Origin of the sequence: Desulfobaculum xiamenense (assembly GCF_011927665.1) — a bacterium.
GTDB lineage: Bacteria > Desulfobacterota > Desulfovibrionia > Desulfovibrionales > Desulfovibrionaceae > Desulfobaculum > Desulfobaculum xiamenense.
The window spans coordinates 571,373-593,067 of record NZ_JAATJA010000002.1 but is presented as its reverse complement, the minus strand read 5'-3'; the positions used below and the strand labels follow the sequence as shown (position 1 = coordinate 593,067).

General features: G+C 65.3%; 17 protein-coding genes. 13 read left to right on the top strand and 4 right to left on the bottom strand.

Features of this window, described 5'->3' with window-relative positions:
* Positions 1-2 precede the first annotated feature (2 nt).
* The 7 genes from GGQ74_RS10540 (at position 3) to GGQ74_RS10510 (ending at position 10,230) form a co-directional block, all read left to right on the top strand.
* Entirely contained in the window at positions 3-1,415 is a 1,413-nt protein-coding gene (locus GGQ74_RS10540; RefSeq protein ID WP_167941512.1) for a sigma-54-dependent transcriptional regulator, read from the top strand.
* Between the two features lie 540 nt (positions 1,416-1,955).
* Entirely contained in the window at positions 1,956-2,621 is a 666-nt protein-coding gene (locus GGQ74_RS10535; protein ID WP_167941511.1) for a 4Fe-4S dicluster domain-containing protein, read from the top strand.
* A 24-nt stretch (positions 2,622-2,645) separates the two neighbouring features.
* Positions 2,646-4,622 (top strand): aldehyde ferredoxin oxidoreductase family protein, encoded by a 1,977-nt coding sequence (locus GGQ74_RS10530; protein ID WP_167941510.1) that lies wholly within the window; start codon positions 2,646-2,648, stop codon positions 4,620-4,622.
* 77 nt (positions 4,623-4,699) lie between these two features.
* Positions 4,700-5,584: a SphA family protein gene (locus tag GGQ74_RS10525; protein ID WP_167941509.1), complete on the top strand. Its 885-nt coding sequence runs from the start codon at positions 4,700-4,702 to the stop codon at positions 5,582-5,584.
* A 208-nt stretch (positions 5,585-5,792) separates the two neighbouring features.
* Positions 5,793-6,932 (top strand): ABC transporter substrate-binding protein, encoded by a 1,140-nt coding sequence (locus GGQ74_RS10520; protein WP_167941508.1) that lies wholly within the window; start codon positions 5,793-5,795, stop codon positions 6,930-6,932.
* A gap of 126 nt (positions 6,933-7,058) precedes the next feature.
* A complete protein-coding gene (locus GGQ74_RS10515; RefSeq protein ID WP_167941507.1) occupies positions 7,059-8,210 on the top strand; it encodes an ABC transporter substrate-binding protein in 1,152 nt (383 codons plus the stop codon).
* Position 8,211: 1 nt separating this feature from the next.
* Entirely contained in the window at positions 8,212-10,230 is a 2,019-nt protein-coding gene (locus GGQ74_RS10510; protein ID WP_167941506.1) for an ATP-binding protein, read from the top strand.
* Positions 10,231-10,252: 22 nt separating this feature from the next.
* Here the strand turns inward: GGQ74_RS10510 and GGQ74_RS10505 are convergent, their stop codons facing one another.
* Positions 10,253-12,181: a molybdopterin-dependent oxidoreductase gene (locus GGQ74_RS10505; protein ID WP_245168230.1), complete on the bottom strand. Its 1,929-nt coding sequence runs from the start codon at positions 12,179-12,181 to the stop codon at positions 10,253-10,255.
* A 359-nt stretch (positions 12,182-12,540) separates the two neighbouring features.
* Here GGQ74_RS10505 and GGQ74_RS10500 point away from each other — a divergent pair, with 359 nt between their 5' ends.
* Positions 12,541-13,167, top strand: a complete 627-nt coding sequence (locus GGQ74_RS10500) for a YigZ family protein (protein WP_167941505.1) — start codon at positions 12,541-12,543, stop codon at positions 13,165-13,167.
* Positions 13,168-13,534: 367 nt separating this feature from the next.
* On the opposite strand, the gene gap is transcribed toward GGQ74_RS10500, so the two are convergent.
* The 3 genes from gap to surE form a co-directional block, all read right to left on the bottom strand.
* Positions 13,535-14,536, bottom strand: a complete 1,002-nt coding sequence (gap, locus tag GGQ74_RS10495; RefSeq protein ID WP_167941504.1) for a type I glyceraldehyde-3-phosphate dehydrogenase — start codon at positions 14,534-14,536, stop codon at positions 13,535-13,537.
* A gap of 18 nt (positions 14,537-14,554) precedes the next feature.
* Complete coding sequence (gene fba, locus GGQ74_RS10490) at positions 14,555-15,478, bottom strand: class II fructose-1,6-bisphosphate aldolase (RefSeq protein WP_167941503.1); 924 nt, start codon at positions 15,476-15,478, stop codon at positions 14,555-14,557.
* A gap of 191 nt (positions 15,479-15,669) precedes the next feature.
* Complete coding sequence (gene surE / locus GGQ74_RS10485; RefSeq protein WP_167941502.1) at positions 15,670-16,428, bottom strand: 5'/3'-nucleotidase SurE; 759 nt, start codon at positions 16,426-16,428, stop codon at positions 15,670-15,672.
* A 277-nt stretch (positions 16,429-16,705) separates the two neighbouring features.
* Between surE and GGQ74_RS10480 the strand changes: the two genes are divergently transcribed.
* Genes GGQ74_RS10480 through GGQ74_RS10460 form a run of 5 tightly spaced genes read left to right on the top strand, consistent with a single transcriptional unit; the run spans position 16,706 to position 21,694 of the window.
* Positions 16,706-18,109: an MBOAT family O-acyltransferase gene (locus tag GGQ74_RS10480; protein ID WP_167941501.1), complete on the top strand. Its 1,404-nt coding sequence runs from the start codon at positions 16,706-16,708 to the stop codon at positions 18,107-18,109.
* A gap of 3 nt (positions 18,110-18,112) precedes the next feature.
* Positions 18,113-19,264, top strand: coding sequence for a hypothetical protein (locus GGQ74_RS10475; RefSeq protein ID WP_167941500.1), 1,152 nt, complete (start codon positions 18,113-18,115; stop codon positions 19,262-19,264).
* Positions 19,261-20,292, top strand: coding sequence for a 3'-5' exoribonuclease YhaM family protein (locus GGQ74_RS10470; RefSeq protein ID WP_167941499.1), 1,032 nt, complete (start codon positions 19,261-19,263; stop codon positions 20,290-20,292). Before GGQ74_RS10475 ends, GGQ74_RS10470 begins: the two co-directional genes overlap by 4 nt.
* Positions 20,268-20,918 (top strand): dTMP kinase, encoded by a 651-nt coding sequence (gene tmk / locus GGQ74_RS10465; RefSeq protein WP_167941498.1) that lies wholly within the window; start codon positions 20,268-20,270, stop codon positions 20,916-20,918. Before GGQ74_RS10470 ends, tmk begins: the two co-directional genes overlap by 25 nt.
* A complete protein-coding gene (locus GGQ74_RS10460) occupies positions 20,915-21,694 on the top strand; it encodes a glycosyltransferase family 2 protein (RefSeq protein WP_167941497.1) in 780 nt (259 codons plus the stop codon). The genes tmk and GGQ74_RS10460 overlap by 4 nt, the downstream gene beginning before the upstream one ends.
* The last annotated feature ends 1 nt before the right edge of the window (position 21,695 follow it).

The window sequence follows — 21,695 nt, the reverse complement described above, 5'->3', positions numbered from 1 at the left end:
CCATGCCAAGCGACCACCGCGCCATCCTCATCGTGGACGACGAGCCGTCCACCATCGACAGCTTCGAACTCTCCCTCGCCTCGCAGGGCATGCAGGGCATCGACCGCTGCGAGGACAGTCGCGCTGTCATGGACCTGCTGGCCAAGGCTCCGGCGGACGTGGTGCTCCTCGACCTCGTCATGCCCTTCGTCACCGGCGAGGAACTCCTCGAACGCATCCGCGCCGCCCACCCGGAGACCGAAGTCGTCGTCATCACCGGCATCGACACCGTAGACAGCGCCGTCACCTGCATGCAGGCCGGAGCCTTCGACTATCTGGTCAAGCCCGTGGACGGAAACCGCCTTTTCGCCACCGTGGCGCGGGCGCTGGAGATGCACCGCCTGCGGCGCGAGAACTCCTCCCTGCGTAGCGGCTTCCTGCGCGACACCCCCGCGCGGCCCGACCTCTTCGGGCACATCATCACAGACAACCCGCGCATGCTGCGCATCTTCAAATACATCGAGGCCATCGCGGACTCCCGCCAGCCCGTGCTCATCACCGGCGAGTCCGGCACCGGCAAGGAACTCGTCGCCCGCGCCGTGCACGCCGCCAGCGCCGCCAGCGGCCCATTCGTCCCGATCAACGTGGCTGGGCTGGACGACACCGTCTTCAGCGACACACTCTTCGGCCACGTGCGCGGAGCCTTCACCGGCGCGCAGAACGCACGGCGCGGCCTCGTCGAGAACGCGGCGGGCGGCACCCTCTTCCTCGACGAAATCGGCGACCTCTCCCCCGCCTCGCAGGTCAAGCTGTTGCGCCTCATTCAGGAGCGCGAGTTCACGCCCCTCGGCGCGGACATGCCCAAGCCCGCCGAGGCCCGCGTCGTCGCCGCCACGCACCGCGACCTCGAATCCCTGCGCGACTCGGGGCGCTTCCGCGACGACCTCTTCTACCGCCTGTGCATCCACACCATCCACCTGCCCCCGCTTCGCGAGCGCAAGGACGACCTCCCCACGCTGGCCGAGCACTTTCTGCGCAAGGCCGCACGCGCCCTCGGGCACGATGTGCCGCGCGTCCCCCCACAGCTCCACGCCCTGCTCGCCTCGCACGACTTCCCCGGCAACGTCCGCGAGCTGGAATCCATGATCGTCGATGCCGTCAGCAACACCACCGGCCCCCAGCTCCCCATGCTGCCGTTTCGCCGCCGCATCGCCCCAAGCCCCATGCCCCAGTGCTCCGCTGCGGACAATTCCGGCCAGCCGCCGACCATCGCCTTCCCCGAACGCCTGCCCACCCTCTCCGAAGCAGCGGACCAACTCATCGACGAAGCCATGCGCCGCGCAGGCGGCAAGCAGACCCTCGCCTGCACCCTGCTCGGCATCTCGCAACCGGCACTCAGCAAGCGCCTCAAACGCCGAACCGCCACCCACGACTAGGCCTGCGGCGCGGAGATATGGCCTCCGGCGGCCGGGGCTTTGCCCCGGACCCCAGTCAAGGAAATGATTTCCTTGACAATCCTCAATAGGGCTTCGTCGCTAAAAGCCGTACGGCCCGCCAAGGGCAGACGGCCTGTCGCATGTCGGGGGTCCAGGGGGCCAGCGGCCCCTTGGCCGGCAGAGCCTACGTCTTGCATGCGTCCATGAACGATACGCCCCGCACACCGCACCACCGCGACACGCCCCGCACACAGTTCCACAGCACCCCGCCCACCCAGCCATAACCGCAGGCATGCCATTCCCTTTGGAATACTCCCCAATCGCCCCGCCACACCGAGCGTTCTGCGATTCTCGCGGCGTTCGGCCATTCCGAATGGCATAGTCGCGCGTTGGCGACCGTATGCCGAAGGCTCCAGAAAATTGGCTACTGACGGGGGTGGAGTGGCACATGGTGGGGCTGGCATGGTTCTTCCAATAAGTAAAGTGTCGCGCGGAGATGTATCTGCCCGAAAACGCAAGAGACCCGCCAAGGAGGAACGGATGAAGAACTCCCGCAACGAGACACCGAAAACTGGCGAAAAAGGCCTGTCGCGCCGTGGATTCCTGCTGACCGCCGGCCGGGCGGCCGGTGGTTTCGCGGCCGGACTCGTCTATCTGAAGAGTACCGGTTCACTGGCCTTTGCCGCACGTCCGGGTGGCGATGAGGCCCAGCTTCCCGGCCCAATGTACGAACTGCGGTTCGATACGGCCAAGTGTGCGGGCTGCGCCTACTGCGAAATCGCCTGCGCGCAGTTCCACGAGGGCCACGCGGACCCGACCTCGCACCGCAACAGCTTCACCATGAAGCCCGTGCTGGACTTCATCGGCGTGAGCGCGCTGTCCGCCAACGCGCCGGGCTGGCCGCAGCCGCTGGCGCGGGCCACCTTCGCCGAATTTTCCGAAAACGAATTCTGTCGGCAGTGCGAATCGCCCGAATGTCTCGACGCCTGCCCCGAGAACGCCATCTTCGTGGACCCGAAGACCGGCGCGCGCGTGGTGGACGAGAAGAAGTGCGTGGGCTGCGGAACCTGCGCCGAGGCCTGCCAGTACGGCATGATCCACGTGAGCGAAGCCACCGGCACGGCCATCAAGTGCGACCTGTGCGGCGGTGATCCCCAGTGTGTCGCCTGGTGCCCCACGCAGGCCATCACCTTCCACAAGCTCTAACCGCCAACGCAGGGAGACTCGGACATGAACAAGGACGTGTACGGAAACATGGGGACGATCCTGCGCATCGACCTGACGGACGAATCCGTCGCCTACGAGGACGCGCGGAAATATTATAAGGATTGGCTTGGCGGGCGGTGCCTCGCGCACTACCTGCTGTTCAGCGAAGTGGACGTGGCCCGCACGGAGCCGCTGTCGCCCGAAAATCGCATCTACATCGGCACCGGTCCCTTGAGCGGGACGACCTTTCCCAGCTCCGGGCGCACCCATGCGTGCTTCCTGTCGCCCATGAACTACTCCGGCTGGGGCGACTCCAACTGCGGCGGGCATTTCGGTCCCGCGCTCAAGCGCTGCGGCTTCGACATGGTGGTCATCTCGGGCCGTGCGAAGCGCCCCGTGTATCTCTACGTCGAGAACGACACCGTGAGCATCCTCCCCGCCGATGATCTGTGGGGCAAGGGCACCATCGACACGCAGGCCGAACTGATCGCCCGCCATGGCGAGCCGACCAAGCTCCTGTGCATCGGTCAGGGCGGCGAAAACCTCGTGCGCTTCGCCAACGTGCGCACAGAGACCACCAACTCCATGGGCCGCTGCGGTCTGGGCGCGGTGTTCGGCTCCAAGAACCTCAAGGCCGTGGTGGCCAAGGGCACCAAGCCGGTCAAGCTGTTCAAGCCCAAGGAATTCTACGAGGTCACCAAGCAGCTTCGCGACGACCTCATGAATCCCGAGTTCGGCAAGGCCCACAGCGCCACGTATCAGATCATGTCCAAGTGGGGCACGCCGGGCATCACCAACCTCATCGGCACCACCGGCATGGTGCCCATCCGCAACTGGCAGCGCTGCGGCATCGACCCGAAGTTCGACAGACTGGTGCGCGCGTGGAGCACCGAGCACGGCACCCGGCGTGAAGCCTGCTTCACCTGTCCCGTGCACTGCCACGCGGCCTACGCCGTGAAGGACGGCAAGTACCCCACGCGCGGCGGTGGTCCCGAGTACGAAACCACCACGGCGCTTGGCCACAAGTGCGACGTCGGCGACGACAAGGCCGTGCTCAAGCTCAATTCCATGTGCAACGACTATGGTCTGGACACCGTGGAATGCGGCGCGCTGTTCTCCACGCTGATGGAGCTGATGGAGCGCCGAATCATCGACAAGGAGTACCTCGACGGCATCGACATGCAGTTCGGCAATGCGGACGCCATGGTCGAGATGATGCCGATGGTGGTCTTCAGAAAGGGCGTGGGCGATCAGCTGGCGGACGGGCCGTGGCGCGTGTGCAAGCGCATCGGACCCGAGGCGCTGAAGTCCTGCTACCACCAGAAGGGCATGTGCGCCACGGGCGTGGAAACGCGCTCCACCATCGGCTCCATGCTCCAGTTCGCGGTGTCTCCGCGCGGTTCGCACCATCTCAACGGTCTGCCCACGGCGGAATGGGTCAACATCCCCCCGGTGGCGGTCAAGGTGGCCGGATACGCGGAAGCTGGCGACGTGCGCTCCTACCATCCGCAGGCCAAGGCCCGGCTGGTGCGCTACTACGAGAACATGTTCTTCCTGTCGGACAGCCTCGGCATCTGCAAGTTCAACTTCGGGCACCTCGCCTTCTGGCACGACAGCGGCGAGGCGCTGGACTACATGTACGACCAGTTGTGCAAGGCCATCTACTACGCCACCGGCATCAAGTACACGGTGGACGAGCTGTTCACCATCTTCGAGCGTTCCAACCAGATCGAGCGGGCAACCATCGTCATGCGCGGCTGCCGCCGCGAGGATGACCAGCCCAACTGGAAGTGCCTGAACGAGGCCTGCCCGGGTCAGCATCCCGTCGGCCCCATCCCGCTGCCGCCCATCGACGCCGAGAAGTTCAATAAAATTCTCGACGCCTACTACGACGAACGCGGCTGGGAGCGCGAGACCGGCATTCCCAAGAAAAGCCATCTGAAGAAGCTCGGCCTCGGATTCGTGGCCGACAAGATGGGCGCGGCGCTGAAGGTCGTCTAGCGAACAACGGGCCGACGCGGCGCTGCCCGCGTCGGCCCTCTTCCGCGGAACTTTCCGCGCAGCATCCGGAGTATGCCATGAAACGACTGCTTCTCGGGCTGGCCCTGCTTCTCGCCGCCGTCGGACCGGCATTTGCCGCCGACGGGCACTACGTCAACGGACTCGAAGGCATCAAATGCGCCAGCGTGCCGCCGCCGGGCTACTATCTGCGCACCTATGTGGCAGCCTACAACGCCGACCGCGTCAACGACCGTGACGGAAACCGCGTGGACATCAACCCTGACGTGGACGTCATCGCGCTGGCGCTGCGCCCCATCTGGATCACCGGGTACAAGGTGCTCGGCGCGGACTACGGCGTGCAGGCCGTCATTCCGTTCAAGTACACCCACCTCGACAACAGCGTCATCGACGCCGACACGCGCTCCGGCCTCGGCGATATCGACCTCACGCCGGTTCTGCTGGCGTGGCACACGGACCGCTTCGACGTGGCCTTCAGCTACGAGCTGTTCCTGCCCACGGGCGACTGGTCCAGCTCGCATCCGGCCTCGCCGGGCAAGAACTTCTGGACGCACATGTTCTCGCTTGGCGTCACGGCGTACCTCGACGAGGCGCGCACGTGGTCCTTCTCCATCCTGCCGCGCTACGAGGTACACACGGAGAACACCTCCACGGACGTGACCTACGGCAACGACTTCCACTTCGAATGGGGCCTCGGCAAGCAGTTCGGCCCACTTGAGGTCGGGCTGGCCGGATACTGCCACTGGCAGGTCACGGACGATTCCGGCAGCGGTGCCACGTGGGACCGCGACGTGCACGACAGGGCCTACGCCGTCGGCCCGGAAATCAGCTACATGTTCGAAACCCTCGGCGTGCAGGCGAGCCTGCGCTATCTCCACGAATTCGAAGCCGTGGACTGCACCAAGGGCGACATGGGCGTGCTCACCATTACCAAACCGTTCTAGACACCTCTGTCCATCCCATCCAACCGCCCCGCCGTCGGCCCGCAAGGTCGGCGGCGGGGGCCTTTTTGTCGAGGGCCATCTCGCGCGCTTGCCTCGGCGGGCATCCTCTGCCAATGTGAGAATAGACGGAGAGTCCTTTTCCTGCCGAGGTTCCGGCGTGTCGTTTCGGGCATGCCACGGACGTTCCGGCAATGCAGGGAGAAGTCGCATGCGCATGATGGTCCGGCTTGCCGCAGTACTGCTATGCCTCTCCATGGGCGTCGCCCATGCGAGTGAGCCTATACGTGTGGCGGCCATATTCGCGGCCACCGGCGAGGCATCGCTCAGCAACGCCTTGAGCTTCGACGTACTGCGTTTCGGGGTGGAGCGAATCAACGCCGATGGGGGGCTGCTTGGCAGGCCCGTCGAACTGCTGGAATTCGACAACAAGAGCATTACCGTCGCATCCAAAACCGCTGCCGAGGCGGCCGTGGCGCAGGGGGCGACGTTCGTTATCGGACCGTCGTGGAGTTCACATGCTCTTGCCGCTGCGCAGGTGTTGCAGAAAGCGGGCATTCCCATGATGGCCACCACCGCCACGGCTCCGGAGGTGACCAAGGTGGGCGACTTCATCTTTCGGGCGTGCTTCCTGGATGACTTCCAAGGCGTGTGCGCGGCGGAATTCGCGTGGCGGGATCTGCATTTCAAGCGCGCCGCAGTGCTGGTAAACGTCAGCAATGCCTACAGCGTGAGCCTCGCGTCCGAATTCGAGCGAGCCTTCACAGGTCTCGGTGGGGACGTGGTCTATCAGGCCGAGTATCTGACGGATGAACGCAATTTCGAGGAAATTTTCGCAAACGTCGTGCGTCGCGAGGCGGAGGTGGTTTTCATTCCCGGGTATCCGCACGATACGGGGCAGGCTATCACGCAGGCCCGCTCCATGAATCTGGCGGTGACCTTCCTCGGTGGGGACTCGTGGTCGCCAATGAACAGGATGCCTCTGGGATGGAGCAATTCGACGAGCATCTATTACGTCACGCACTGGCACAGGGACGCACCCACCCCAGAGAGCCGCGCATTCGTCGAAGAATTCTCGCGCGCGGCGGGGGCGGATGTTCTGGCCGAATTATCTCCTGGGAATGTGCTGGCCTATGATGCCTTACAGCTTTTCGCCGCCGCCGTGCGCGCGGCGGGCAGTGCGGAGCCAAGGCGCATTCGCGACGCGCTGGCCGCAACGAATGGCTTTCGCGGAGCGACGGGGACGTTCAGTTTCGATGAGCAACGCAATCCGCGCAAGGATGCCTTCATCCTGCAAATCGTCGGCGAGGATACGGTGTTCGTGAAGACGGTGCATTCGGAGGGAAAATGACCTTCGAATGCGTCGTGCTTTCGGCATCCGAGTTGCCATCGTGAATGATGGATGAACGGAACGCACCAACGTAGCCCGTCAGGGCGGTCCGTGAACCGGGAATCATTGGGCAAGGGGATGAACGACATGATCCGCGCGCTCCTTATCCTCACCATGGCGCTACTTCTGGCGCATTCCGGCACGGCCTTCTGCGCAGAGCCGATTCTCCTCGGTGCCGTTTTCGCCAAGACCGGGTTGGCTGCCAAGGCGAACATTCACAACTATCGAATGGTCCGTTACGCCGTTAACGAGATCAACGAACGTGGCGGATTGCTTGGGCGCAATGTTGTGTTGCTCGAATACGACAACGCAAGCTCATCCCTTGGTTCCAGCGCGGCTGCGGCGCAGGCCGTGGCCGATGGCGTGTGCTGCGTGGTGGGACCGTTCTGGAGCGCCCACGCGCAAGCCATGGGAAAGGTGTTGCAGCGGGCACGCGTGCCGATGATCGCTGCCGCCTCAACGGCAGACGCGGTAACCGAGGCCGGCGACTACATATTTCGCGCCGGATACGTCGATTCCTTCCAGGGACGCGTCATCGCCGCCTTCGCGCTGGAAGATCTGAAGGCGCGCTCCGTATCCGTACTGACCAATATCAGCACCACCTACAGCCCCGGGCTCGCCGCTGCGTTCATCAAACGCTTCGAGTCCGGAGGCGGGCACGTTGTGCAGCGTGGCGAATATCTTCTCGACACAACTGACTTCAGTGGGTTTCTCCTGTCGATGCGGGAGTTGCGCCCCGATATCGCATTTCTCCCGGGATACTCGCGTGATACGGCCCTCATCCTCATGCAGGCGCAGAATCTCGGCTTGGATACGGTCTTCGTGGGCGGCGACGGGTGGTCATCGCTGAACGACTACCCCGTCTTCAAAGCGGGTTTCAAGGGACGCGGTTACTTCGTCTCCCACTGGCACCGGGACAGCCCCGTACCGGAAAGCCACGCCTTTCTGGCACGATATGCTGCAAAAAGTGGGGACACGGAAGGAGACGCCACACCGGCGAGCATGGTCAGCTATGACGCCGTGGGACTCTTTGCTGATGCGGTGCGCAGGGCCAACAGTTGCGAGCCTTCGGCCATCCGCGACGCTCTGGCCGCCACGCGAGACTACCCCGGCGTAACCGGGCGCATCACCTTCGACGACAAGGGGAATCCATCGAAGCAGGCCGTGATTATCCGGCAGAACGGCAATCGGCCAGAATTCGTCCGGATCGTCCAGCCTTACGAGGCAGGAACGGAGTAACATGGCAAACGGACAGTGGACGCTCAAGCACAAGCTCAACGTGGCCATCATCGCCACGTTCCTGCTCATCGCCGCGGTGGCCGTGGTTGTGCTGTCTGATTTGCAGCGCACGCGCATGACCAAGGCCATCGACGACATCCGTCTGCTCCTTGAAACCATCGTCCAGCGTGATCTGGAGCCGCTATCCAATGAACTCTTCGAGGGGCGCATTCGGGCGCTGGAACTGCGCATCCATCGGATGCTCGACGTGCGCGGCGTACTGGAGGTCGAGGTGCATGACGCGCAAGGCTCACCCCTCGTCAGCACCACCACAGCCAACCTCGATCAGATTGCACCACTCTCGCCGGACGAAATGCATGGGCTGGAGGGAAAGGCCGTCATCAGTAACGAGACATGGGGCGGACAGAGCACCCTCGTCTTCGCGCGCGAGATACGAATCATCGGCACGCAGCTCGGATTCATCTCCATCCGCTACGCCCTCGGCCCCGTGGAACTTGCGGAATTGCGCACCCGACAGGTCTTCATCGGGCTGTTCCTCGCCATTTTGCTCACCATGCTCGTCGTGCTCAATGCGAGCCTGTCACGGATGATCATCGACCCCATCCGCGCGCTTCGCGACGTGCTCAACGAAATGCGCAGCGGCAACCTCGACCTGCGGGTCAAGACGAAAAGTAGCGACGAGGTGGGGGAACTGGGCAAGGCCTTCAACGAGATGTCCGCCGAACTTTCGGCAACCTATCGAGAGGTCGACGCCAAGAACGGTGAACTGCGCGAGCGCAACGCCGCCCTGCGAAACGAGATAACCGAGCGACGGCGCGCCGAGGAGGAGGCCCTGCGCCTCCAGCGGCTCCTGGCCGACGTGTTCGACTCCATGCCCTCGATTCTCGTGAGCGTGAATCCCGATGGAACGGTCAGCCAATGGAATCTCCGCGCGCAAGCGTCCACGGGATTGAACTCGCACGACGCGCAGGGCCGACATCTCACCGAGGTCTTTCCACGCCTCGGACGCGAGATGGACAATGTGGCCCGCGCCATCCGCGAGAAAACGCCCTTCGTCACGCAGCGCCTGTCGCACCAGAAGGATGGTGAAACCCGCTTCGAGGACGTCACGGTCTATCCGCTCATGGCGGAAGGCGTGTCCGGCGCGGTGATACGGATGGACGACGTGACGGAGCGGGTGCGCATTGAGGAGATGATGATCCAGACCGAAAAGATGCTCTCCGTCGGCGGACTGGCCGCAGGCATGGCCCACGAGATCAACAACCCCCTCGGCGTCATCCTTCAGGGCGTGCAGAATATCGAACGACGGCTTCTGCCGGACATCCCGGCCAATGTCGTCGCCGCGCAGGAGGTGGGCTGTTCCCTCGACAAGGTCCGCGAGTACCTCGATAAACGAAAGATACTGCGCATGCTTTCCGGCATGCGCGACGCAGGCAAACGCGCCGCGCGCATCGTCTCCAACATGCTCGACTTCAGCCGCAAGAGCGAGTCGCGCATGGGCCCGCACGACCTCGCGACCATCGTGGACGATACGCTCGAACTCGCCGCCAACGATTACGATCTCAAGAAGAAGTACGATTTCCGAAAGATCATCATCGAACGAGAGATGGCGCAGGACATGCCGTCGGTAGTCTGCATCCGCACGGAGATCGAACAGGTGCTGCTGAACATCCTGCGCAACGCCACGCAGGCCATGGCCATGCACGGCACCGGCGAAGCCGAGCCCCACCTTGTCCTGCGGACCTACCTTGAGAACGGACACGCCGTCATCGAGGTGCAGGACAACGGTCCCGGCATGGACGCGGCACTCCAGAAACGCATCTTCGAGCCGTTCTACACCACCAAGCCTCCCGGCGTTGGCACGGGGCTCGGGCTTTCCGTCTCCTACTTCATCATCACCCAGAACCACGGCGGCGAGTTCCATGTCCGCTCGGAGCCGGGGCAGGGTGCCACCTTCATCATCCGCCTCCCACTTGGCGCACGGCAGACCGGCGAGGGCGACCCGTCGCTTCGCGTCTAACCCGCCATCGCCAACATTCCCGTCAATTCTCCAGCCGCACGCATTGGCTGTAGTAGGCCGTTCCGCCGCCACGGTCCGTTTCCATTGGGGCGATGATCGGATTGAGGCTACGGCCATGGCGCATCCACCCGCCGCGACGGACGATAACCGCCGAGGGGTGAATGGTTTCGTCGAAGCGCACCCGCACCGCCACCCGTCCGCGCGGGGTGGCCGCATAGACAGGGACGGACGTATCCAGCCCCACAACGCACGGATTGGCTGGCGAAACAAACGCCTCCAGAGCTTCCGGGTCCTCATCAACCGGAATCTGCGAGTGGATGGCCCTGCGGCTGACAAGGGTCAGCAGACGGCAGGGGTACTTGGCGTGGGCGTCCGGCTCTGGAGACAGGACGTCCGGCAGGCGGCACAGCCCGTCAGGATGCGCGAAACACATACCCTCAAAGGCCACCTGCGGCCACGAGGCCTTCAGGAATCCCGCCGCGCGCAGTTCCTCCGGCGTGGCATGCAAGGCAGGCGAATCCAGCGCCGTACGCAGCGCCTCCTCCCTATCGGGCATGATGATGGGCTCGGCCAGCCTGCTCCCCAGTTCCGCGAGGATATCCCAGTCGCAGCGCGCCTCGCCCGGGGGGTCCAGAACCTTTGCGGACCAGTTCACCCAGTCATGCAAGCTCGACCCCACCACGTCCTCACGCTCGGCCATGAGGGCGCAGGGCAGGATGAGGTCCGCGCGAAGGGCCGTGTCCGTAAAGAACGCCTCCACCGCGACCACGAATCCGCATCTGCCGAAGGCCTCCGCCGTCACGTCGCCCGCAGGAAGCTGGTTGATGAGGTTCACACCGTCCACCCAGATCATCTCGATCGGCGGATCGGCCTCGATAATGGCCCGGCCAATGTCGTGCACGGGCAGCGCGCGCGGAGCCGGGGCGACGTCCCGCGCGGCCCATTTGATGAAATTGCGTCCGGACGAATGCCCGTAGTAGCTCCCCCCGCCGGAAATGCCCATGTTCCCCGACAGCGTCGCCACCGCGTCGATGAAGCGCACGTTCTCGCCGCCGTTCAGGTAGCGCTGGAGTCCCCAGCCCACCAGCGTGGCCGTGGGACCGTCCGCCGCGTACCAACGCAGGAGCCGCGCGTAGTCCTCAGGCGCGACATCGCACGCGCCGAGCAGTTCCCCAAGGTCCAGCCCCGCCAGAAGCCCCCGGAATTCCTCGAAATTCGCACAGCGGTCCGCCACCTCGTCGGCCACACCCGCATCCGCGAGGCCCATGCACAGCGCCGCGGCGAGAAAGCGGTCCGTCCCCGGACGGATGCGCACCATGTGGTCCGAAAAATCGGCGTTGCCGTCGCCGCCGGGGGAGATGCTGAGCACCTTCGCCCCGCCCTTGCGGGCATTGCGCACGATGGCCGCCAGATGCACCGAGCTTCGCGACAGGTCGCGGCCCCAGTTCACGATGCGCGCGGCATTCCCCAGATCGTGGATATCGTTCTGCGCCAGCGCGCCGAAGTCCTCCTCGAAAGCGGCCATGCCCGCCGAGTCGCACGGCGAACCGCACGTCGTGGACGCCCCGAGCTTGCCGAAGAACCACTTCGAGGCGTCGGCCAGCACGCCCCGGTAGCCGTAGCCCCGGACATGCAGGATGGATTCCGGACGCGAACGCAATCGGTCGATGCGCTTGGCGATGAGCCGAAACGCATCGTCCCAGCTTACCGGCCAGTAGTTCGCCCCCTCGCGCACCAGCGGCTGCGTGATGCGGTCCGGATGCGTTAGGCGCTCGCAGAAGCGGGCCGTCTTCGGGCAGATGAAGCCCCGCGTGAAGGGATGATCCGGATTGCCCGTGAACGACAGACTCCCGTCCTCGCGGCAGGAAACCGCAAGGGAACAGGTGTCCGGACAGTCGAGAGTGCATGCCGTGATGCGTTTTTCGTTCTTCATTGCAATGGGATAGCCCATCGCGGTGCCCTCCGTAAAGCCTCGCGCCATCGCCGCGCCGTGGGCGCAGTGGCGGGGCGTGGCTGGGGCGTATCGTTCGTGGGCGCAGTGGCGGGGCGTATCGTTCACTGACAGGTGCAAGACGTAGGCTCCGCCGGCCAAGGGGCCGCTGGCCCCTTGGAACCCCGACATGCGATAACCGTGGGTGCCCTTGGCAAGCCGTGCGGCTTTGAGCGACGAAGCCCTAGTGAGGATTGTCAAGGAAATCATTTCCTTGACTGGGGTCCGGGGCAAAGCCCCGGTCGCCGAAGGCCCTGCCCGCGCAGCGGTTGACCGCCGTGGCGTTGCCTTCGGCGCGCGGGGCGGGTATGCCTGCGGCCATGGGTCAGGAATATCTCATCCCCGCCGTGGACCGGCATTGCGTCGAGGAAACGATCAAGCGCAGCCGATTCATCACCACCATTGCCCGTGCGGACAGCATCGAAGCCGCCCGCGCCTTCATCGACACCATCCGCCACGAGCACCCCGACGCCACCCACTACTGCTGGGCCTTCAACGCCGGACCGGCGGGCGATACGGCCCGCATCGGTTGTTCCGACGACGGCGAACCCTCCGGCACTGCCGGACGCCCCATGCTCAACGTGTTGCAGCACTGCGACGTGGGCGAGATCGCCGTGGTCGTCACCCGCTACTTCGGCGGCGTGAAGCTCGGCACCGGCGGCCTCGTGCGCGCCTACTCCGGCATGGTCCAGCTGGGGCTCGACAGCCTCCCAACACGCCGGACCTTCGAGGCCGCGCGGCTGCGCGTCGGCATCGACTACCGCCACATCACCCTCCTCAAGCGCCTGCTGCCCGAGTACGAGGCCACCATCGAATCCGAAGCCTTCGCGCAGGACGCGACCTTCACCCTCATGCTCCCCGCGCGCAACGCCGACGCCCTGCGCGAACGCGTCACCGAACTCACCGACGCCACGGCACGCATCGCCACGCTGCGCGACGAGGCGTAGCGCTGTGGCCGAGCGTGTCGGTGGGGCGCAGTGGGCGGGCCGTATCGTTCACTGACGGGTGCGAGACGTAGGCTCCGCCGGCCAAGGGGCCGCTGGCCCCTTGGAACCCCGATTTGCGACAGGCCATCTGCCCTTGGCGAGCCGTGCGGCTTTGCACAACGAAGCCCTAGTGAGGATTGTCAAGGAAATCATTTCCTTGACTGGGGTCCGGGGCAAAGCCCCGGCCGCCGGAGGCCAAGCCCCACGCAGCGGCCCATCCCCTCACGCCCTCCGCACCAACCGGCTGAGCACTACACCCCACAACGAAAAAGGGGGGATTCCATATGGAATCCCCCCTTTCTTGGAAGCGTTTTGTGGCGCGTGCGGGCTACATGCCCTTGGCGACGCGCTTGATGAGGCGAAGGAGCTGGTTGGTGTAGCCGCCTTCGTTGTCGTACCAGATGATGAGCTTGAGCATGCGCTTGTCCATCACGCTGGTCAGCAGGGAATCGACGACGCCGCCGTAGGGGCTGGACACGTAGTCGATGGAGACGAGCGGCTCGTCGGAGTAGCCCATGTTGCCCTTCATGGGGCCTTCGGCTGCGGCCTTGAGCACGGCGTTAACCTCTTCCACGGTCACGTCGCGTTCCAGCTCCACAACGAGGTCCACGAGGGAGACGTTGGGGGTGGGGATGCGCATGGCCATGCCGTCCAGCTTGCCCTTGAGCTCGGGAATGACCGCGGTGACGGCCTTGGCCGCGCCGGTGGTGGTCGGGATGATGCTCATGGCGGCTGCGCGGGCGCGGCGGAGGTCCTTGTGGGAACCGTCGAGGATGCGCTGGCTCATGGTGTAGGAATGGATGGTGGTCATGAGACCGTGGCGGATGCCGAAGGTATCGTTAATCACCTTGGTGGCCGGAGCCATGCAGTTGGTCGTGCAGGAGGCGTTGGACAGAATGTGGTGCTTGGCCGGGTCGTAGAGGTGATCGTTGACGCCGGGGACGATGGTCAGGTCCACGTCCTTGCCGGGTGCGCCGATGATGACCTTCTTCGCGCCGCAGTCGATGTGCTTGGCGAGGCCTTCGCGGTCCTTCACCTTGCCGGTGGTCTCCACGACGATGTCGGCGGGGCCGTTGCCCCAGTGCCATTCGCCGAGGGGATCGCGCGACACCTTGACCTGATGGCCGTCGATGACGAAGCCCTCGTCATTGGCGACGATCTCGCCGTTGTAGCGGCCATGGACGGAGTCGTACTTGAGCAGGTGCGCCAGCGAGGCGTTGTCCGCGCGGGCGTTAATCATGGACAGTTCGACGTCCTTCTCCTGCGCGAGAAGACGGGTCAGAAAACGACCGATGCGGCCGAAGCCATTGATGCCAACCTTGACAGCCATGGTGTTTCCCCTCTTCGTTTAGATGGCGTTGGAGCAGCCGAGCACGTTCTTGATCTTGTGCTGGACCATGTTCTTCACAGCGGTACGCGCGGGGCCGAGGTACTTGCGCGGATCGAACTCGGACGGATTCTCCATGAGCGTCTTACGGATGACGGCGGTCATGGCGAGACGGATATCCGTGTCGATGTTGATCTTGCACACGCCGTAGGTCGCGGCCTTGCGCAGCAGGTCTTCGGGCACACCCTTGGCGCCGGGAATCTGGCCGCCGAACTGGTTGGCCATTTCCACGAACTCCTGCGGAACGGAAGAGGAACCGTGGAGCACCAACGGGTAGTCGGGCATCATCTTGGTGATCTTCTCCAGCCGCTCGAAATCGAGGCGGGGCTCGCCCTTGAACTTGTACGCGCCATGGCTGGTGCCGATGGCGATGGCAAGGGAATCGCAGCCGGAGCGCTCGACGAATTCCATGGCCTGATCGGGATCGGTGTACACGTTCTCCTCGGAGACGACGTGCTCTTCGATGCCAGCCAGACGGCCGAGTTCGGCCTCGACCCACACGCCCTTGTCGTGGGCGTAGTCCACCACGCGCTTGGTCAGCGCGATGTTCTCGTCAAAGGGCAGGTGCGAACCGTCGATCATGACGGAAGTGAAACCGCCGTCGATGCAGGCCTTGCAGATGTCGAAATCCGCGCCGTGGTCGAGGTGCACGCAGATGGGCAGGTCGGCATCCACGAGAGCCGCCTCCACGAGCTTCATGAGGTAAACCTGGCTGGCGTACTTGCGGGCGCCTGCGGAGACCTGGAGAATAAGCGGGGCGCGCTCCTCCTCGGCCGCGGCGATGATACCCTGAATGATCTCCATGTTGTTCACGTTGAAGGCACCGACGGCGTAGCCGCCCTTGTAGGCCTTCTGGAACATCTCCCTGGGTCCGGTAAGTGGCATGAGGTCCTCCTCGCTATCCTGTTTAGTAAATCTATCTCATGGACGACGCCCCGGCGAAAGCCCCCGCTCGCGGAAGCTCTGTTAGGCAGCCCCGTCCCGCCAGACGCACTGCGGCCGCCCGGGCCGGGGGCACCGGTCCGGGCGGACTGAACATGAAATCGATATTTTATAGTCCCGACAGAGGCTTGCTGTCAACGAACGCCCATGGAGCGCAACAGTTCCAGAGCATTTTGGTCGGTGAAGTTGAACTTGAGCGGCGTGAGCGTGATGTGCCCCTGACTGAGCAAAGCCCTGTCGGTCCCCGGCGACACCCGGTCCGGCGGGATTTCGCCTTCGAGCCAGTAGTACGCGTGGCCGCGCGGGTCGCGGCGCTCCTGATACCAGTCGTTGTACGAGGCCCGCGTCTGCGGGCACAGACGCAGCTCGCGCGCCTGCTCCACCGGCCCCTTGGGAAAGTTCAGGTTGAGCAGCGTGTCGCCAGACAGCGCGGTCCAGTCGGTGCGGGCGATGAATTCCGCCACCCATGCGGCCTGGCCGGAGAGGTCCGTGGGCGTCCAGTCGTCGTAGGAGACGGCGAGGGAGGGAATGCCCATGAGCGCCCCCTCGGTGGCGGCGCTGACAGTGCCGGAGTAGATGATGTCCACGCCCACGTTGCAGCCGCTGTTGATGCCGGAAACCACGAGGTCCGGCGTCACGCCACGAAGTAGCGTGGTCAGGCCGAGCTTCACGCAGTCCACGGGCGTGCCGTGCACGCCGAGGCCATGGAAGCCGTTCTCGGTGAAGGTCTTCACCTTGAGGGGCATGGCGATGGTGATGGCGTGCCCCACGGCGGACTGCTCCGACACGGGGGCCACGACGTGAACGTCGTGCCCGGCGTCGATGAGCGCCCGGTACATGGCACGCAGGCCGGGGGCCTGAATGCCGTCGTCGTTGGTCAGAAGAATATGCATGTCGATTCGAGAGGTTGAAGGTGACGCCGCGCTCGCGGCGCAGCGGGTGCGGCTTTCCCGCATCATGCGACAATATCCCATGCCTCGCGCGGCCGCAACGCTGCAATCGTCATAGGGCTAGGACGCTTGCGAATGGCGGGAATATCTGGCGACACAGGGGAAGCTGTGGCACAATGGAAGGCTGCGCCCGCGAAACGAGCCCTCCCCGGCCACGGCGCACCGCACCAGTTGCGCAGGGAATCCCCGTGAAGGCGAGCACGCAGGAGGCCCACTCGGAATGCTGTTCAATTCCTACATCTACATCTTCTGCTTCCTGCCGCTGGCCGTGGTCGGATACTTCCTCGCGTGCCGCGTAGGGCACCGCCTCGGCGTGGCGTGGCTGGCCGCGTCCTCCGTGGCCTTTTACGGCTGGTGGAACCCCGCCTACGTCCCGCTGCTGGCGGTCTCGGTCATCGTCAACCACACGGCGGGTCGCGCCCTTTCGCGCCGGGCGCTGGCCGCGCGCGACAACCGCTGGCCGCTAACCTGCGCCGTGGCCTTCAACCTGCTGCTGCTCGGCGTGTTCAAGTATGCGGACTTCGCCACCGAGAACCTGAACCGCCTGCTCTCGCTCACCCTGCCCGAACCGGGCATCGTCCTGCCGCTGGCCATCAGCTTCTTCACCTTCCAGCAGGTGCGCTACGTGGCGGAATGCGCGCGCGGCACCGTGCGCGAGGACGATTTCACCGAATACTGCCTGTTCGTGACCTTCTTTCCCCAGCTCATCGCCGGACCCATCGTGGACCACCGCGAGATGATGCCCCAGTTCGCGGACCCGGCGGGCGCGCGGCCCAACTGGCGCAACGTCGCCGCCGGAGCGCAGCTCTTCGCCGTGGGCCTGTTCAAGAAAGCCGCCGTGGCGGACACCTTCGCCGCGTGGGCGACGCTCGGCTTCGACCACACCCCAAGCCCGACCATGGCCGAGGCGTGGGCCGCCGCGCTCTCCTACACCTTCCAGCTCTATTTCGACTTTTCCGGCTACACGGACATGGCCACCGGATCGGCGCTCATGCTCAACATCCGCCTGCCCGCCAACTTCGACTCACCCTACCGCGCCCTAGACATCCGCGACTTCTGGCGGCGCTGGCACATCACGCTGTCGCGCTTCCTGCGCGAGTACCTCTATTTCCCCCTCGGCGGCAGCCGGGGCGGCGAGGTTCGCGCCGCGCGAAACGTGATGATCACCTTCCTCCTCGGCGGGCTGTGGCACGGGGCGGGCTGGACCTTCGTGGCGTGGGGCGGCCTGCACGGGCTGGGCGTCGTCGCCCACCGCATGTGGGAGCGCGCCGGACTGCGCCTGCCGCGTGCGCTCGGCTGGGGCGTGACCTTCATCTTCGTCTGCGTGTGCTGGGTGCTCTTCCGCGCGCACAGCCTCGCCGATGCATGGCGCATCGTCACGGCCATGTTCTCCGGACCGTGGACGGGGCTTGCGCCGTCGGTCTGCCGCACGGACACGGGCGCGGAATTCGTGTGGCTGGCCATCGCGGCGGCGCTCGGCGGATGCCTGCTCCTGCCGTCGAGCACGCGCATCCCGGAGACGTACCGCCCCACGGCGGCCGCGCTGGCAATCTTCGCCACGGTGTGGACCGTGGCCTTCGTCAACCTCTCCGGCTACTCGGAGTTCATCTACTTCAGGTTCTGACGCATGGACGCGAACAAACGCCAATGCCTCGCCATGGCCGCCATCATCGCCCTCGTTCCGCTGCTGCTCGTGGCGCTGAACAGGACGGTGATCTCGCGCCTATACACCCTGCCTCACGGCATCCGCGAGGCGGACGCGCCCTTCTACACCTTCATGCGCCTCACCCCCGGCTACCGGGGGCGCACCTTCCGCCCCAACGCCTACGACGGCGTGCGAAGCGAACGCTACAGCGTCAACGCCCTCGGCCTGCGCGGCCCGCAGCCGTACCCCGGCCACGACCTCGTCGTCCTCTCCGGCGACTCTACCCTCTTCGGCCTCGAACTGGACGACGCGCAAACCATCCCGGCCCTCGTCGGGCAGTGCCTCGGCGACGGCGTGGACGTGCTCAACGCGGGCATCCCCGGCAAGGCCCTCACGCACAACCTGCGCACCCTCGAAGAGCTGATCGCCTTCGCAAGCGAGCGCGGCGTGCGGCTACGGGTCTTCGTGGACTGGCTCACGCCGGGGGACCTCGGCCCCTCGCGCCACACACCGCAGGATTTGAAGCGCCTCACCGATCGCGTCAACCTCACGTGGAAGGAGCGCATGGCCGCGCGTTTTCCGCTGGCGCACCACGTCTACTGGCAGCTTCGGCGTCCGTGGAACATCACGGCCCCCATCCGCGAGGCCACCCTCGCCCTCATGCGCCACGAGCGCCCCTGCCCGCCGCAGACCTTTCCGGACGCGCGACAGCCAGCGCCCGAAAGCGCGGCGCTCCTCGAACGAATGGATGCGCTGTGTCGCGCCAACGGCGTACGCCTCGTCCACGTGCTGCATCCCCGTGGGGCCAACGACGCCTTCGTGCCGACAGCGCGGGCCTTCATCGCCGCGCACTCCTCGGCCCCGGTGCTGGACACGACCTCGCTGTATCCGCCAAACGAAACCTTGACCGTGCGGTATTTCGGGCATGTCGGCCCACGGCAGGCGCAGCTTCTCGCCAAGGCCCTCGCGGCCATCATCGACTCCAGCACGGCGGGAGATGAGCAATTGCGCCACGTTCGCGACTCTGCTATGCCTCGGGCCTGTGGGGACGACCGCGCGACGGCCGTCGAGAGGGCCGACCGACGCCCCCCGCATCCACCGATGACAACCCGACAGCACAAGACGGAGCCATGACCCGAAAGCAGACCTTCGTGCGCGACCTCGCGCCCGGACAGAACGTTGACGACGTGTTCGTTCTGGTGGAAGCCCGCGCGGGACAGGCCAAGAACGGCCCGTTCTGGGCGCTGACGCTGGGCGACAGTTCCGGCGAGGTCGACGCCAAGATATTTTCCCCCCACAGCCAGACCTGCCCCGAACTCGCTTCGGGCATGGTCGTGCGCATTCGCGGACAGGTGGGAACCTACCGCGACCAACCGCAGATCATCGTCGACGGCGCGACCGTGCTCGACCCCGACGCCGAGGGACTGCGCCTGTGCGACTTCGTGCCCGCCAGCAAGCGCGATCCCGAGGACATGCTCGCGGACATCGAGCGGCTGTGCAAACGCCACCTCGTCCACAAGCCGTGGCGCACCCTGTGCCGCAGGGTGCTCACCGACGCAGACATCAAGGGCCGCCTCGCGCTCGCGCCCGGTGCCATAAGCGTCCACCACGCCTACGCCGGCGGACTGCTGGAGCACACGCTCGGCGTCTGCGAACTGTGCATGGCCTTCTGCGACCAGTACCCCCAGCTCGACCGGCAGATCCTTCTGGCGGCGGCCATCTTCCACGACCTCGGCAAGGCGTGGGAATACACCGCCGGTCCCGCGCGCGAGCATACGGACGAAGGCCGCCTGCTCGGGCACATCATGCTCGGCCTTGAAGTTCTGGAACCGTTCCTCGCCAAGGCCGACGGCCTCGACCCCGAGCTGAAGGTCCACCTGAAGCATCTCATCCTGAGCCACCACGGCGAACTGGAATTCGGCTCGCCCAAGCGGCCCAAGACCGCCGAGGCCTTCGCGCTGCACTTCGCCGACAACATGGATGCCAAGATGAACACCGTGGCCACTGCCACGCAGGACATTGCCGAGGGCGAGACGGGCTGGACGCAGTATCTGCGTTCCCTGTCGCGCTTCGTCTTCCGCCCCCGCCACACGCCCGAACCGCGCCCCGAGGGCGAAAAAGAGGAATCCAACCAGCTATGTTTGTTACCTTTGAAGGGATAGAGGGCTCCGGCAAGTCGAGCGTGCTCACCGCCGTGCAGGCCCATCTGGAGGCGCAAGGCCGCGAGGTCGTGCGCACGCGGGAACCCGGCGGCAGCCGCATCGGCCAGGAACTGCGCAAGCTCCTGCTCGGCATGGAAAGCACGGACCTCACCGGCGAGAGCGAGCTTTTCCTCTACCTCGCGGACCGCGCCCAGCACGTGGCCACGGTCATCCGCCCCGCGCTGGAGGCCGGACGGACCGTGCTCTCGGACCGCTACGCCGATTCCACCGTGGCCTATCAGGGCTACGGCCGCGGGCTCGACCCCAAACAGCTCCACGCCTTCAACGACGTGGCCGTGGCCGGACTGTGGCCCGAGCTGACCATCCTGCTCGACCTTCCCGCCGAGGTGGGCCTACGCCGCGCCGTGACCCGCAACATGCGCGAGCACAAGTGCGACACCGAAGGACGCTTCGAGGCCGAGAGCTTAAGCTTCCACGAGACGGTGCGCGAGGGCTACCTGACGCTGGCCGCCCTGCACCGCAAGCGCTACCGCATCGTGGACGCCGCCCAGCCTCTCGAAAACGTCATCGCCGACGTCCTCGCCATCATCGACGAGCGCCTCGCCGCCACGGACGAACAGGCATGAGCGAACGCGTTACCGCCGTCATCCTGACCTTCAACGGCCAGAAATGGCTGGAGAAGACCCTCGCGAGCCTCGGCTTCTGCGACAGAATTCTTGTGGTGGACTCCGGCAGCACCGACGCCACGCTGGAGATCGCCCGCGCCGCAGGGGCGGACGTCCTGCACCGCGCATGGGAGGGCACCATCCCGCAGTTCCGCTTCGCCTTCGAGCACGTGGACACCCCGTGGATCATCACCCTCGATCAGGACGAATTTCTCTCGCCGGAGCTTCGCGCGTCCGTGACCGCCGCCCTCGCCGCCCCCGGCGACGCGGCGGGCTTCATGTGCCCGCGCCGCTCGTGGTACCTCGACCGCTTCGTCCGCCACAGCGGGTGGTATCCGGACCGGCTGCTGCGCGTGTTCCGGCTGGACGGCGTGGAAATCCGGGGCATGCTCCCGCACGAGGAATTCCACCCCACCGGTCCCACGCGCGACCTCGACGGGGACATCATCCACTATCCCTACGCCGACCTCGCCGAGCATCTGGACAAGATCAACAGCTACACCTCGCTCGCCGCGCGCGAGATGAAGGCACGCGGCCGCAGGGCCGGAGTCGGCACCGCCCTCGCCCACGCCTTCGGCAAGTTCCTCAAGCAGTACGTGCTGAAGCAGGGATTCCGCGATGGCCGCGCCGGACTGGTGCTGGCCGTGCACGCCTTCGTCTACGCCTTCCACAAGTACATGAAACTCGTGGAACTGTGCGACGAGGGCACCTCGACCCCCGACATTCCCCGAAAATGAC